8 protein-coding genes and 1 tRNA gene are annotated in these 15,393 nt (G+C 66.8%); 6 read left to right on the top strand and 3 right to left on the bottom strand.

Annotated features, from left to right (window positions below):
* The first annotated feature begins 66 nt into the window (after positions 1-66).
* From RKE50_RS00645 to RKE50_RS00630, 4 genes are all read left to right on the top strand, one after another.
* On the top strand, positions 67-2,280 hold the full coding sequence (locus tag RKE50_RS00645; protein WP_350033540.1) for a TonB-dependent receptor: 2,214 nt from the start codon (positions 67-69) through the stop codon (positions 2,278-2,280).
* Between the two features lie 85 nt (positions 2,281-2,365).
* On the top strand, positions 2,366-4,204 hold the full coding sequence (locus tag RKE50_RS00640) for an acyl-CoA dehydrogenase C-terminal domain-containing protein (protein WP_350033538.1): 1,839 nt from the start codon (positions 2,366-2,368) through the stop codon (positions 4,202-4,204).
* On the top strand, positions 4,201-6,171 hold the full coding sequence (locus RKE50_RS00635) for an acetyl/propionyl/methylcrotonyl-CoA carboxylase subunit alpha (protein WP_350033536.1): 1,971 nt from the start codon (positions 4,201-4,203) through the stop codon (positions 6,169-6,171). Before RKE50_RS00640 ends, RKE50_RS00635 begins: the two co-directional genes overlap by 4 nt.
* Positions 6,168-7,727, top strand: a complete 1,560-nt coding sequence (locus RKE50_RS00630) for an acyl-CoA carboxylase subunit beta (RefSeq protein WP_350033534.1) — start codon at positions 6,168-6,170, stop codon at positions 7,725-7,727. The genes RKE50_RS00635 and RKE50_RS00630 overlap by 4 nt, the downstream gene beginning before the upstream one ends.
* Positions 7,728-7,730: 3 nt before the next feature.
* Here RKE50_RS00630 and RKE50_RS00625 read toward each other — a convergent pair whose 3' ends face one another.
* Positions 7,731-8,339: a TetR/AcrR family transcriptional regulator gene (locus RKE50_RS00625; protein ID WP_350033533.1), complete on the bottom strand. Its 609-nt coding sequence runs from the start codon at positions 8,337-8,339 to the stop codon at positions 7,731-7,733.
* Between the two features lie 84 nt (positions 8,340-8,423).
* Positions 8,424-10,268, bottom strand: a complete 1,845-nt coding sequence (locus tag RKE50_RS00620) for an ABC transporter ATP-binding protein (RefSeq protein ID WP_350033531.1) — start codon at positions 10,266-10,268, stop codon at positions 8,424-8,426.
* A 173-nt stretch (positions 10,269-10,441) separates the two neighbouring features.
* Between RKE50_RS00620 and RKE50_RS00615 the strand changes: the two genes are divergently transcribed.
* Positions 10,442-13,588 (top strand): VPS10 domain-containing protein, encoded by a 3,147-nt coding sequence (locus RKE50_RS00615; RefSeq protein WP_350033530.1) that lies wholly within the window; start codon positions 10,442-10,444, stop codon positions 13,586-13,588.
* Between the two features lie 33 nt (positions 13,589-13,621).
* Here the strand turns inward: RKE50_RS00615 and RKE50_RS00610 are convergent, their stop codons facing one another.
* Positions 13,622-14,929: a spinster family MFS transporter gene (locus tag RKE50_RS00610; protein ID WP_350033529.1), complete on the bottom strand. Its 1,308-nt coding sequence runs from the start codon at positions 14,927-14,929 to the stop codon at positions 13,622-13,624.
* A gap of 237 nt (positions 14,930-15,166) precedes the next feature.
* Here RKE50_RS00610 and RKE50_RS00605 point away from each other — a divergent pair.
* Positions 15,167-15,256 (top strand) — tRNA-Ser (locus RKE50_RS00605).
* Positions 15,257-15,393: the final 137 nt, after the last annotated feature.

Here is a 15,393-nt window from a genome sequence, read left to right as displayed (position 1 = left end):
CCATGCGGTTGGTAAAAAAACCATTCAGATGGGCGCATGGCGTCCGCTCCAGGGGGAGTTGAGGGAATGAACAGACAGGTACTAGTCGGTGCGATCGTTGCGGCCGTTTCAGGGGGTTATGGCAGCGTGCTGAAAGCGCAGGAAACGAGCCTTCGCATCGAGGAGGTGATCGTGACCGCCCAGCGCCGCGAAGAGAGCCTGCAGGATGTCGCCATCGCCGTCACGGCCTGGTCGGAGGATGACCTCGAGAAACTCGGCGCGATAACCATGGACCGTGTCGCTCGGGCGACCCCGGGCCTGTATTTTCGCGAAGGCGAGCGCATGAAGTCGTCGTCGACGACGATCCGCGGCATCGCGCCTGTGTCCGGCTCGGCCGGGGCGGACCCCTCGGTAGGCTACTACATCGACGAAGTGTACCTCGGCAACACCGTGGGAAGTGTCATCGACCTTTACGACGCGGAGCGGATCGAGGTGCTGCGTGGGCCCCAGGGCACATTGTACGGACGCAATACCATCGGCGGTGTAATCAACATCACGTCGAAGCGGCCTACGGACGAACTGACCGGCAAGTTCACCGCGCAGCTTGGCAACTACAACATGCAGCGCTACTTCGGTACCGTCTCGGGTCCGCTGGTCCCCGGAAAGCTGAGCGGCTTGATCACCGGTCTTTACCACGAGCGCGAAGGCTACCTGGACAACGCGTTTCTCAATACCGACACCAACGATCGCAACCAGTGGGGCCTTCGCGGCTCGCTACTGTTCACGCCGACCGACCGCCTCGAGTTCCTGTTGAGTGCGGATGTCCGCGAGGCAGACCAGAAGGCGCAGACCTTCGAAACGCTCGCGAACGACGACAACTCCCTGCTCGGCTCCCTCGGCCTGCTGGTCAACCGGGACCCGGAAGACCGGGTCACCTTCGGTGACTTTGCCGGTGAAGAGACCCTCGAGGATGCGTACGGCGTTTCCCTCCGCGGCGTCTACAGTGGCGACGGTTACGAGGTCGTGGGTATCGGTGGTTACCGGACCTACAAGTACTTCGTCGACGGTGAGTCGGACCTGCTGCCGTTCGGCATCGGACGCAACTTCGACCCGGAGGAACTTGACCTGTTCACCAGCGAGCTGCGCATCGCCTCGCAGACCGATGCACCGCTGCAGTGGCTGGCAGGCGTCTACTACTCAGAGCTCGACTCGGTGAATGACGGCGGCATCCTCATCCAGAACGACCTGCTCACCCTGCTGGGTGCCGGGTTCCTGGGCGAGGTGGAAGGGGGTTCCCGGGGCGACCATACGGCGAAAACCTACGCGGTCTTTGCCAGCGTCGACTACCGCTTCAACGAGCAGTTCGAGCTCACCGTCGGTGCACGCCATACCTGGGAGGAGAAGGACTTCTTTTGGGTACAGAACGACCTCGAGGCCATCTTCGGCGCGCCGATCCTGGGTGGTACCGGGTCTGCGGAAGCCAGCGACTCCTGGGACGAGACAACGCCGACGGTCACGCTCCGCTACCATCACTCCGATGACGTGATGCTCTATGCCACCTACAGCCGCGGCTTCAAGAGCGGGGGCTACAACGTCGATTCCGGCGTACCTTCTCAGCAGGCGGAAGGCTTCGACCCGGAATTCCTCGACAACTACGAGCTCGGTCTGAAATCCACCTGGTTCGACCAGCGGCTGCTGGTCAATGCGTCGCTGTATGCGATGCAGTGGGAGGACATTCACATCCGCGCCGATGACCCGACGACACCGCAGTCCTTCGACCCGCGGATCGACAACGCGGGTGAAGCCCATTCGAACGGCGTCGAGATCGAGGTGAAGGCCCTGCTGTCCGACCGCCTGACCGTGAACCTCATGGGCAACTACCTGGACGCCGGCTACGATGATGGCGAGCTGCCGACGGGTGTGGGTCAGGGCATCCCCCTGGATCACTTTACCCGCGTGCCTGACTACACTGCGTCCGCGGACGTGGAGTACGCCATACCGTTACCGGCAGACCTTGAACTGGTACTTCGCGGCGAGTGGCGCCGGCAGGGCGACATGTACCTCGACGCCCGGCCCTCCTCGATCGACCCCTTCAACGAGCAGCCGGGCTACAGCCTCTACAACGCGCGGATAACGCTCAATGCGGAGAACTGGTATGCCGCGCTGTGGGGCTACAACCTGTCCGACGAAACCTATCTCGTCAGCACTTTCGATCTCTTCACGAACCCCTTCGTGAGCCAGTACTTCAGCGTGCTCGGGCCGCCCCGCACCGTCGGTGTCGAGCTGCAATACCGGTTCTGAGCAGTACCCCTGTGAGGGCGTTCCGGCGCCCTCTTTTTTTCCGCCCAGGCCCTTGGCTGTTTTAGCCTGCTGCGAGCCCTTCTCCATGATTCACTACGACTGCCCGCTGCGCGACTTCGAGTTTCTGCTCTACGAGGTGCTCGGCTATGAGCATCACCTGGACTCCTTACAGGGGCGCGCGCCCCTGGACCGGGAACAGGCCCGGGCCATCTTCGAGGCCGCGGCGGCGTTTGCCGAGCAGGCCCTGGTCCCGCTCTACCAGTCGGCAGACGCGGAGGGTTGCCGGTTTGTCGAAGGCAACGTGCAGACGCCCGCGGGCTTTCGCGAGGCCTATGCGGCCTGGTGCGACGGCGGCTGGGCCGGTCTGTCCCGGCCCGCGGAGTGGGGCGGCTCGGGCCTGCCCGCGTCCCTCGGAGTAGCGGTGACCGAGCTGTTTGCGACGGCGAACTGGTCCTGGAGCATGTACCCGGGCCTTGCCCCCGGTGCCATGGACACGCTTGAAGCCCACGGCACGCGGTCGCAGCAGGCGCGCTATCTGCCGCCGCTGGTGAGTGGGCGCTGGACCGCCACCATGTGTCTGACCGAGCCGCAGTGCGGTTCGGATCTCGCCCAGGTGCGCATGCGCGCGGAACCGGCCGAAGACGGGCGCTATACGCTCACGGGCAGCAAGATCTTCATTACCGCGGGCGAACACGATCTCGCCGAGAACATCGTGCATATCGTTCTCGCCCGTCTGCCCGACGCGCCAGCGGGCACGGCCGGCCTTTCTCTCTTCCTCGTGCCCAAGTTTATTCCGGATGACACGGGCCGCCCGGTTTCTCGCAACGCGGTGCGCTGCGGCGGCCTCGAGGACAAGATGGGCCTCAAGGGGTCGGCCACCTGCACACTGCATTTCGACGCTGCGCAGGCCGAGCTGCTGGGGGAGCCGCACCGCGGCCTCCAGTGCATGTTCGTCTTCATGAACGCGGCGCGAATCGGTGCCGGTCAGCAGGGTGTGGTGCATGCGGAGCTGGGCTACCAGAACGCGCTGGCCTATGCGAAGGACCGCCGAGCCATGCGCGCCCCCGGCGGTGGCGACGGTCCCGCCCCCATCGTCCTGCACCCCGATGTTCGCCGGATGCTGCTGCAGCAGCGGGCGATCGCCGAGGGCGGGCGCCTGCTGGTGCTGGAGGCCGCCTGCCTTCTCGACACGGCCGATCATGGAGACAGCGAGACATCCCGTTCGGCGGCGCGGGAGCGGCTGGCCTTCCTTACCCCCATCATCAAGGGATTCCTGACCGAGCTCGGTGTCGAGGCGGCCGGCCTGGCGCTGCAATGCCTGGGTGGTCACGGCTATATCCGCGAGTGGGGTCTTGAACAGAATCTCCGCGATGCGCGCATCGCGACCATCTACGAAGGTACCACCGGCATTCAGGCGCTGGACCTGCTCGGTCGCAAGGTGGTGCGCGATGATGGCCGGGCCGTGAAGCGCGAGGCCGAGACCATTGCCGCCAGCTGCGACAGGGCGGCACGCCACGGCCACATCGCCACCCACGCGCAGGCGCTGAAGGCTGAGTGCACGCAATGGGTCGCCCTGACGGAGGCCCTGGTCGCCGATGCCGGGCGGGACCCGTTCGCTGTTCCCGCGGCAGCAACGGATTACCTCATGTATTCCGGCTACCTGCTTCTTGGACATGCCTGGCTACGTGCAGCGGAGGCGGCCGCGGATGCTCTAGCGACAGCACAGGCCGATGACCTCCACGAAAGCAAGCTGCTCACCGCAGTCTTTTATTTCTCGCGGATTTTTCCGCGCGTGGCAGGCCTGCGACAAATGGTCGGCTCGGGCGCAGGGCCACTTGTCGCCGTGACCGATCCCTTTCTGAGGTCCGGGGACGGGGCCTTCGCTGGCGCTGCTAGTACGCCCGAGGCGGGGCTCGGCAGATGAACGTGCCGGCCCCCCTGCGCCGCATTCTCATCGCCAACCGGGGCGAGGTTGCTATCCGTATTGCAGAGGCCTGCCGTCGCCGCGGTATCGATACGGTCGTGGTCTACTCCGACGCCGACGCCGGCAGCCCGCATCGACTGGCGGGGGATCAGGCCTTCCGGCTGGCCGGCAGCAAGGCGAGCGAGACGTACCTCGCTATCGATCGCTTGCTCGCGGTCGCCCTGGCGTCCGGCGCCGATGCCGTACACCCCGGGTACGGGTTCCTGGCCGAGAGTACAGCCTTTGCACGCGCCGTCGGCGAGGCGGGCCTTCGCTTCATCGGCCCCGACCCCGGCACGATCGAGACCATGGCGGACAAGCAGGCCGCGCGGGCGCTGGTGGCCAGCATCGGTCTGCCCGTCATCCCGGGAGAAAACCCGGTGGAGCAGGGTGACGACTACCTGCGGCGGGCGGCTGATCGTGTCGGCTTTCCCTTGCTGGTCAAGGCAGTTGCCGGCGGTGGCGGCATGGGTATGCGGGTGGTGGTGGACCCAGCGGCCTTTCCTGATGCGCTGTCTGCCGTTCGCCGCGAGGCCGAGGCAGCGTTCGGTGATCCGCGCGTACTCCTCGAGCGTTTTGTCGAGAACGTGCACCACGTTGAAGTGCAGGTGCTCGGGGATCGCTACGGCACCGTTGCCCATGCGTTCGATCGCGAATGCTCGGTGCAGCGGCGCCGGCAGAAAGTGATCGAGGAGGCCCCCTCGCCCAATCTCTCCTCCGAGCAGCGCGCGCGCTTGTGCGACGCGGCCGTGCAGATTGCATCGGCCGTGGGCTACTGCGGTCTCGGTACGGTGGAATTCATTGTTCAGCCAGGTACCGGGACCCACTACTTCCTGGAGATGAACACGCGCCTGCAGGTGGAGCACGCGGTGACCGAGAAGGTAACCGGGCTGGACCTCGTGGACTGGCAGTTGCGGCTGGCCGAGGGAGCGGCCCTGGGCGCGCTACTCGATGATCTTGAGCTGCAGGGCCACGCCATCGAGGCCCGCCTTTACGCCGAGGACCCCGCAGAGGGCTTCCTTCCCGCTGCCGGCTGCCTGGCGCGCTGGGTGCCCGTCGCCGCCCGCGGCGGCGAGGTCATGAGCAGCGTGACCGAGGGTATGGAGATATCCTCGCGCTACGATCCGATGCTGGCGAAGTTCGTCGCAGCGGCCGATACCCGCGCCGAAGCATGCCGCCTGCTCCGCTGGTCCCTGGCGCGATCGGTAGTCCTCGGCGTAGCAACCAACCGGGAGCTGCTGCTTTCCGTGCTGCGTGACGGTGACTTTCAGGCTGCACGCACGACGACAGCCTATCTCGAAGCCCGCCCGGCGCTCGCGTGTCGGCCGGGCGAAGCGGAATGGGTTGCCGCTCTGCCGGCGCTGGCGTTGTGGCAGTGGCTCAGGGAGTCAGAGCGGCGGCGGTCCCTGGGCATGAAGGATGCGTGCTACGGCTACCGTCGCCCGGGTGCCTTGCGTGACCTGGTGCTTCGGGTGCTGCATCGGGGTGACCGCAGCGCCCGGGTGGAAATGGACGGGGTCGGCCTGGATGTCTCCCTGCTGGAGGGTAGTGGCGATGGTCCCCTCCTCATCGACATCGAGGGTCAGGCCCGCCGCTGGCATTTTGCGGAGGCGGGCGGTGAGTATCACTTCTTCGCCGAGGGCGACGCTGTCCTTGTCGCCAGGGGAGCGGCGGGGGGCGCAGGCGCCATGGCTGGCACCGAGCCCGGCGCCTACCTCGCACCCATGCCCGGACGGGTCATTGCGGTACCGGCGAGTGAGGGGCGTTCCGTAGCGCTGGGCGACTGCCTCTGCGTGCTCGAGTCCATGAAAATGGAGCATGCCGTGTGCGCAGCGGAGGCGTCCAGAGTCAGTAGAGTCGCGGTTGCCGTTGGCGATAGTGTCAGCAAGGGACAGCTGCTGGTTCGCATGGAGTCTGCCGGGCAATGAGTACAGGTGGTGATCCGAAGGGGCGGAAGAAACTGGCTGCGCGCAGGGAGGAGGCGCTGGCCATGGGCGGGCCGGAGCGGATCGCCCGGCAGCACGCCAAGGGCCGGCTCACGGCTCGGGAGCGCGTTGATGCGCTGGTCGACCCCGGCAGCTTTGATGAGTTCGGTCTCCTCGCGGCCAGCGAACGCCCGGAGATGCGGGGCCGGACCCCTGCCGACGGCAAGCTGGCCGGCTTCGCGTCGATCCTCGGCCGGCAGGCGTTCGTGACGGCCGACGACGTGACCGTGCTCGCCGGCGCCGGAGGCTCTGTTGGCATGAAGAAAGCCTGGCGGGCGAAAGCCTACGCCGTGGAGAAGGGGCTGCCACTGATCAACCTCGGTGACGCCGGCGGTGCCCGCATGCCCGACATCCTCGGCTCCCGGGGACTCATGAGTACCGCCTGGCCCATCGACCATGCGCCCCGCGATCGGCGCGTGCCGCTGATCTCGGCGATCATGGGCGAGTGTTTCGGCCTGCCCTCCTGGAATGCCGCGACGTCTGACATCGTTATCCAGGTCCGCGGCACGGTCTACGCCGTGGGTGGTGCCTCGATCATCGCGGTGGCCACGGGCGAGCAGGTCAGCGACCAGGAACTGGGGGGCTGGGAACTGCACGCGCGCACGACGGGCGCTGTTGACCTGTTCGCGGAAGACGACCTCGAGTGCCTTGCGCTAGTCCGTCGCGCGTTGAGCTACCTGCCCAGTCATGCCGGCGCGCTGCCGCCGTCGGCACCCGCCCCCGACCCTGCGCTGCATGACGGTGAGCAGCTCTGTGAACTCGTGCCGGCCGATGCCCGCCAGGGCTATGACATGCGCCTGTTCCTGGCGATGCTCTGTGACCCCGACAGCCTGCTTGAACTCAAGCCGGAGTACGATGGCAGCCTGATCACCGCGCTGGCCAGGCTCGATGGACAGGTGGTCGGAGTACTGGCCAACAACCCGCAGGTCACGGCCGGCGCCATGGGTCATGGCGCCTGCGAAAAGGCCACGAGCTTCCTCACGCTCTGCGACTCCTTTCACATCCCCCTGCTTTTCATTCATGACACGCCCGGCTTCCTGCTCTGTCGCGAGGCTGAAGAGCACAAGATGCCGATCCAGATCATGCGACTGATCGAGGCCCTTCACCACTGCACGGTGCCCCGGGTGAGCCTGATCCTGCGCAAGTCCTACGGCATGGCGCACTTCACCATGTCCGGTGGCAACATGCTCAGCGACCAGTTGCTCGCCTGGCCATCGGCTGAGGTGTCTTTCATGGCGCCGGAGGTCGCGGTGAACGTCATGTACGGCCGGCAGCTCGAGACGTCGGATGATCCGGAGGCATTGGCAGCCCGCTACCGCGACGAACTCGCCCTGGGCAGTGAATGCTGGGAGCCCGCCGCCCTGAATCTCATTGACAAGGTGATCGACCCGGCGGAGACCCGCTCGGAGCTGGCACGTGCCTTTGCCCTGGCGCGAGGCAGCCATGGAGAGGGCCAGCGCAGTCGCCGGCTGATGGCGTCCTGGCCGAAGATCTGTTGACCCTCAGCGCTTGCGAAGGCCGTCGAGGAAGAAGCGGATGAAATCCTCGGCGATCTCCTCGATGCTCTCGGCCCCATCGGTGGAATACCACTTGGGTAGCCAGTTGAGCGCTCCATCGATGGCGTACACTGCCATGCGCGGATTATCGTAGCCGATACTTCCCTCCTCGATGCCGGCTTCGATGATGGCGCGGAGGCGAGCGTCGATGCGCCGCGCCGTGGCGCGGAGTTCCCGTTGCTGCGCCGCATTGAGGACGTACAGTTCACTCAGGATCGTGAAGTAGCCCCCGGGTTTGCCGATACGGGTGAGGTGACTGCGAAGGTAATGGGCGAGCTTTGCCGGAGCATCGCCTTCTTTTTCCTCCGCGGCCTCCAGGCACTCCTCTGCGGAGCGCAGCGCATCGCGGTAGCAGGCGAAAAGTAACTCCTCCTTGTTGTCCACGTAGTGGAACAGTCCTGACTTGGTCAGTTTTACGCCCCTGGCGATGCTGGCCAGCGATGTGCCGTGGAAGCCCTTCTCGGCGAACTGCCTGCCGGCTTCGTTGAGCAGGGCGCGGCGACGCGCCCGGTTGAGCGCATCGCGATCGAAGACTTCCAGCTCGGTGTCGCTCATGTGCCTTGACGGGCCTCCTGAACCCACTTCTCAAGCGTGGCAGTGTAACAAGCGGACGACGCCGATGGTGTCTGCAACCACGCGTCAGTCCGCGGCCAGGAAGCCCCCGGACTGGTAGTCCCACAACCGCTTGTAGATGCCGCCCGCGGCCAGCAGCTCGTCGTGGCTCCCGGCCTCGACGACCTGCCCCTGCTCGAGCACGACGAGCTTGTCCAGGGCGGCGATGGTGGACAGGCGGTGGGCGATGGCCAGTACCGTCTTGCCCTCCATGAGTTCGTAGAGGCTTTCCTGGATCGCCACTTCCACCTCTGAGTCCAGCGCCGAGGTCGCCTCGTCGAGGATGAGGATGGGTGCGTCCTTGAGGATGACCCGGGCGATGGCGATACGCTGGCGCTGACCGCCGGAGAGCTTGACGCCGCGTTCACCGACCATGGCGTCCAGGCCCCGGTTGCCCTTCGCGTCTTCCAGCGACTGGATGAAGTCCCAGGCCCTCGCGCGCTCGATGGCGCTCATGAGCTCGTCCTCGGTGGCATCTTCGCGGCCGTAGAGGATGTTCTCGCGCACGGTGCGGTGCAGGAGCGAGGTGTCCTGGGTGACCATGCCAATGCTGGCGCGCAGGCTTTCCTGCGTGACCGCGCGCACGTCCTGTCCATCGATCTCGATGCGCCCGCCGTCGACGTCGTAGAAGCGCAGCAGCAGGTTCACCAGCGTCGACTTGCCGGCGCCGGAACGGCCGATGAGGCCGAGCTTGGTCCCCGCCGGGATATCGAGGTCCAGCCCCTGGAAGACCGGCTTGCTCTCGCCGCGCACTCCGCCATAGGAGAAGTCGACCCCGCGGAAGGCGATGTGCCCGGCCGGGACGCTGAGCGGTTTCGCCTCCGGCGCATCCTGCACGGCGATGGGCCGGGACAGGGTACTCATCCCGTCCTGTACCGTGCCGATGTTCTCGAACAGGTCCGAGACTTCCCACATGATCCACTCGCTGATGCCGGTGACCCGCAGGCACAGGCCGATGGCCGCGGCGATGGCGCCGGGGGTGATGGCGCCGTTCAGCCACAGGTAGAGCGACATCGCCCCGACCGCGAGCACCATCACCGCGTTGTTGAGAATCACCGCCGTGTCCATGATCGTGACCAGGCGCATCTGCGGGTGCACGGTGCCGAGAAACTCCTCCATGCCCTCGCGGGCGTAGGCGGACTCGCGGCGGGCGTGGGAGAACAGCTTGACGGTGGCGATATTGGTGTAGGAGTCCGCAACGCGCCCGGTCATCAGTGCGCGGGCATCTGCCTGCCGCTCCGAGACCCGCTGCAGCCGCGGCAGGACGACCCAGAGAATCGCCACGTAGAGCACCAGCCAGGCGGCCATCGGCATCGCGAGGCGCAGGTCGATGCCCGCGAACAGCACGAGCACGGAGACGAAGTACACGACCACGTAGACCATGATGTCGAGCAGCTTGATCACGGTCTGGCGCACCGCCAGGGCGGTCTGCATCACTCTTGTCGCGATGCGCCCTGCAAACTCGTCGTGGAAGAACGACAGGCTCTGGCGCAGCAGGTAGCGGTGCGCCAGCCAGCGCACGATCATCGGGAAGTTGCCCATGAGCGTCTGGTGCAGCAGCAGGGACTGCAGGCCGATCAGCGTGGGGTAAGCGGCCAGGATGCCCAGTGCGAGCCAGAGCAGGTCCCGCCCCTCGCCCGCGCGAACCTCGGCCGGGCTGAACTCACCGAGCAGGTCGATGACATCGGCGAGCACGTCGAACAGCGCCACCTCGACGATGGCGATGGCGGTGCTGAACAGCGCCAGCAGCAGCAGCCAGGGCTCCAGGCCGCGCGAGTAATGCCGGCAGAAGCGGTAGATGGAGCGCGGCGACCGGCCCGGCGCAACCGGCGGGAACGGGTCGACCAGTTTCTCGAAAAAGCGGAAGGGCATGACGCATTGTCCGTCCTGCGCCGGGGCCTGGCAATCACCATCCCGTCCCTACCCGGAAGGGGGATGGCCTGCTGCGGCGTCAAGGAACCATGGCCCTTGAGTCAGGGCGAAGCTGCCGGTAGCTTTGGCCCCCTGTGGCTCGCTGACGGGCCTTTTCCTTCGGAGACCTGCTCATGCTGCGTTCCCTGTATCGCACCGTCTGCCTGGCCGCCGCCGTCGGCGGCGCGGCACTGATCCCACAAGCGGTATCCGCTGTCGATGCCTCCCTGGTCGACGGCCTGGAATACCGCCTCATCGGCCCCTGGCGCGGCGGCCGCGTCACCGCGGTGACCGGCGTGCCGGGCAATCCACAGCTCTATTACATGGGCGCCGCCGGTGGTGGCGTGTGGAAGACGGAGAATGCCGGCGCGACCTGGGACAACATCTCCGACGGCGAGATTCCCGTCGGCACCATCGGCGCCATCGCCGTTGCCCCCTCCGATCCGAACGTGATCTACGTCGGCACCGGTGAGGCGCCCATCCGCGGCGTGACCACGAGCCAGGGTGAGGGACTGTGGAAGTCCACCGATGCGGGCCGGAGCTTTACCTTCATGGGGCTGCCGAAGGCCGGGCAGATCGCGAAGATCGAGGTGCACCCGACGGATCCGGACACGGCCTGGGTCGCCGTGCAGGGGCAGATCTGGGCGCCCAACGAGGAACGCGGTGTCTACCGCACCCGCGACGGCGGCGCGACCTGGGAGCACGTGCTCAAGGTCAACGCCAGCACCGGCGCGACCGATCTCTCCCTCGACCCTACCAACCCGCGCATCCTCTACGCCGGCCTGTGGCACCACGGCCGCAAGCCCTGGTACATCGAGTCCGGCGGCGAGGGCGGCGGCATCTACAAGTCCAGCGACGGCGGCGACAGCTGGGAGAAGCTCGAAGGGGGTCTGCCCGGCCTGATCGGCAAGGTCGGGCTCGACGTATCCGCCAGCCAGCCGTCGCGTATCTACGCCGTCATCGAGGCCGAGCCCGGCGAGGGCGGCCTCTGGCGCAGCGACGATTACGGCGAGAGCTGGCAGCACATCAACCCGCACCGGGTGCTGCATACCCGGGCGTGGTACTACATCCACCTCACCGCGGATCCGAACGATCCGGACACGGTCTGGGTGCTCAACGTGCCGCTGATGAAGTCCATCGACGGCGGTGAGACTTTCAGCAAGGTGTCCACGCCGCACGGCGACCACCACGACCACTGGATCAACCCGGACGACAGCCGCAACATGATCAACGGCAACGACGGCGGCGCTACCGTGACCTTCGACGGCGGCGAGACCTGGTCGCCGATCGATAACCAGCCCACGGCGCAGTTCTACCGGCTCATCACCGACAACCAGGTGCCCTGGCGCCTCTACGGCGGCCAGCAGGACAACTCCACGGTCTCCATCGCCGCCTGGGCCTGGGACGGCGCCATCGGCCGCGACGATTATCACGCGGTGGGCGGCGGCGAGAGCGCGCACATCGCCTTCGACCCGGACGACCCGACACTCATCTATGCCACGACCATCAACGGCACGCTCACCGAGTTCAACGAGGCAAACCAGAAGAAGCGCTACATCGTGCCCTATCCGGAGCGGGTCTACGGCGCGGACGCGAAGGATCTCAAGTACCGCACCAACTGGAACGCGCCGGTCATCACCTCGCCGCACGACCACTCGGTGATCTACTACGGCACCCAGTACCTGCTGAAGAGCACGGACCGCGGCATGAGCTGGGAACGGGTCAGCCCGGACCTCACGCGCAACAACCCGGAGCACCTCGGCCGGAACGGCGGTCCGCTGACGCCGGAGAACGTCGGCGCGGAGTTCTACCACAACATCTTCTACATCGTGGAGTCCGAGCGGGAGGAGGGCACGCTCTGGGTCGGCGCCGACGACGGCCTCGTGCATCTGACCCGTGACGGCGGCGAAAACTGGACTGACATCTCTCCGCCGCACCGCGGCGAGGCGATGATCAACGCAATCGAGCTGTCACCCCATGCCGAGGGGACTGCCTACGTCGCCGTCACGGGTTACAAGCTGGACGATTTTGCGCCCTACATCTACAGGACCACGAATTACGGCAAGCGCTGGGAGCGCATCGAGGGCAACATCCCCGACGGCGCCTTCGTGCGCGTGGTCCGCGAGGACCGGGAAGTGCCCGGGCTGCTCTATGCCGGCACGGAGAAGGGACTGTTCGTTTCCTACAACGACGGCGACAGCTGGCAGTCCCTGGATCTCAACCTGCCGGCGGTACCGATCACCGACCTGCGCGTTCGCGAGGACGCCCTGGCGGTGGCCACGCAGGGTCGGGCTTTCTGGGTGCTGGACGACCTGTTCGTCGTGCGCCAGGCAGTGGCGGCCAACGCAGAGGCTTCGGTACACGTGTACGCGCCGCCGGCGCTGGCCATGGGTCGCCCGGGGAGCAGCGCGGGCAACTTCGAGGGCGAGAACCCGTCGCCGGACCTGCCGATCTACTATTACCTCGGCGAGACCGTGCCGGCCGACGCCGCGCTGACGATCGAGGTATTGGATGCCGACGGCACCGTACTGCGCCGCTACAGCAGCGAGGAGACAGACCACGATCGCTGCCGCCTGGACAACCAGGACCCGCGGCGCCCACTGACGATCGACTATCCGGCCACGGAGGCCGGTCTGCAGCGCTGGGCCTGGGACCTGCACAGGGACGACGTGCGCTGCATCGACAACCACATCCTCTTCGAAGGTTACGACGGCCCGCCCGTCGCGCCGGGGCGCTACACGGTGCGGGTAAGCGCCGGTGAGTCGTCGGCGACCGCGCCCGTCGAAGTGCTGCCGGATCCGCGCTCGGACGCGACCGGCGAGGAACTCGCCGCCTGGGTCGCGATGCAGGCGCGCGTGGCCACCATGCTGGAGGCCGTCCTCGGTGCCCTGGATGGCGCCCGCGAGGCCCGTCGCCAGGTGCGGGGACTGCTCGCCGATCACGATGACCCGGCGCTCGCCGAATGGGGCGCGGCGGCCATCAAGGCCATCGATGCCTGGGAAGCGGAGCTTACCGAGCTACGCCACGAGACCTTCGAGGACGAGGACGCCTGGGTCATGAAGCTCGACGGGCAGCTGCGCCACCTCCTGGACGTGGTCGAGGATGGCGGTGCGCCGATTACCGACGGCGCGCGGGAGCGCCTGGCGGACCTGGAAACGCAGTGGGAGGCGCTGCGCGCCGAGCTGACCCGGATCGAGGACGAGTACCTTGAACCGGTCAACGGCTGGGCGGGTGACAACGGGATTCCCCACGTCGTCCCGCCGCTCGCGGCGGATGGGTGAGGACTGGGCAGGGCGCTCCCGGCCCGGGAGCGCCTAGGCCGGCGCCGCCGCCAGGTCCTCGCGCAGGCTCCGCCCGGCCAGCCAGAAGTGCAGGGCCGACCAGGTCATGACCGGCGGCAGCACGTAGAGCATGGCGTAGCGCAGCGATTCGCTGCCCAGGGTCGGTGCCAGCAGGTCGCTTACCAGGCCCACGGTATAGGGCCCGGCACCGAGACCGATGATATTGATCACGAGGAACAGCAGCGCCGAGGCGGTGGCGCGCATGCGCGGGCCGACGATGGCGTGCGTGGTCGCGATGGTGTTGCCCAGGTAGGTCTGGAACAGCAGGCCGGGGACGATCGACATGCCGAGGGCGAGGTAGGCGCCGTCGACGAGGTAGACAGCGGCCATGAAGGGGACGGCGACGAAGCCGGCGATGCACGGTACCCACGTGTACCAGCGCTGGTCGCGGGGCGCCAGCCGGTCCGCCAGCATACCCCCCAGGAACACGCCCGCGGCGCCACCGAGGCCGATGATCGCCGCCAGCCAGGTGCCCAGTTCACCGGTCGGCATCTGGTAGCTGCGGATCATGAAGGAGGCGGTCCAGTTGGCGATGCCGTAACCGCAGAAGGCATTCAGGCCCGCGCCCAGCGCCATGTGTATGAACGTGCGCCGCGTGCGCAGCACCCTGAGCACTTCGCCGAAGGGCACCGGGTCCGGGTTGGCGCCCGTATTGTCGTGCAGCCCCCGGATCGGCTCGCGCAGCGTCAGGCGCAGCAGCAGGGCGAGGGCGACCCCGGGAATGCCCACGACCAGGAAGGCGACACGCCAGCCGAAGAACTCGTTCAGCCAGCCCCCGGCCAGGAACCCGAAGAGGATGCCGATGTTCACGCCCATGGAGTAGAAGCCGATGGCCGTGGCGCGCCGGTTCGGCGGAAAGATATCGGAGATCATCGAGTGCGAGGGCGGGCTGCCGCCGGCCTCGCCGACGCCCACGCCGATCCGCGCGAGCAGCAGCTGCAGGAAGTTCTGCACGTAACCGCTTAGCGCCGTCATCCCGCTCCAGATGAACAGCGACAGGGCGACGATGTTGCGCCGGTTGCTGCGGTCCGCCCAGCGGGCGATGGGTATCCCCGCTGTCACGTAGAAGATCGCGAAGGCAAAACCTGTCAGCAGCCCCAGCTGACTGTCCGACAGGGACAGCTCGGCCTTGATCGCTTCCTGCAGGATCGCGAGCAGCTGCCGGTCGATGAAGTTGAAGGTGTAGACGACGGTCAGCAGTCCCAGCGCGTACCAGCAGGCCGCTGTGCTCCGGTAGGGGTTGTCGTCGGGGCCTGCAGGGGTAGCCCTTGGCTGCTCCATAGCGATGAACCTGTCTTGTTATCGTTCTGAGCCGGCGCAGCCATGCCAGGACGGACTGCGCAGTGGCAGCGCTGCCACGAGCTGGCCCCACGAGCGTCAGTCCGGAGGTTAGCACGGCGACGTGGCGCCTGGCACAACGCCGGACGCCGGTCCGGCGGTCGGACCATTAGCAGGCGTCCGGGGTAGGCATCGCGGCAAGCGTGCTGGTATCATCGCCGCCCCGTCGCGGGATCTCACGGAGGGGTGCCGGAGTGGTCGAACGGGTCTGACTCGAAATCAGGTGTACGCGCGAGCGTACCGTGGGTTCAAATCCCACCCCCTCCGCCATTAATCGCCTGAAATCAGGTGGCTAGCGGACCAGAAAGACTCCTACCGACCCCTTGCCTGCCACTCTGACTACTGCCCCGGCCTGTGTACTTAGCAGATAGCCCTGCTGGTCGCGCCTCCGGGGACCTTCGGCGTGT

This window comes from Pseudohaliea sp., assembly GCF_040217025.1.
In the GTDB taxonomy this organism is placed as follows: Bacteria; Pseudomonadota; Gammaproteobacteria; order Pseudomonadales; family Halieaceae; genus Pseudohaliea.
The sequence above is the reverse complement of the archived record's forward strand: the minus strand, read 5'-3'. Positions and strand labels throughout refer to the sequence as shown.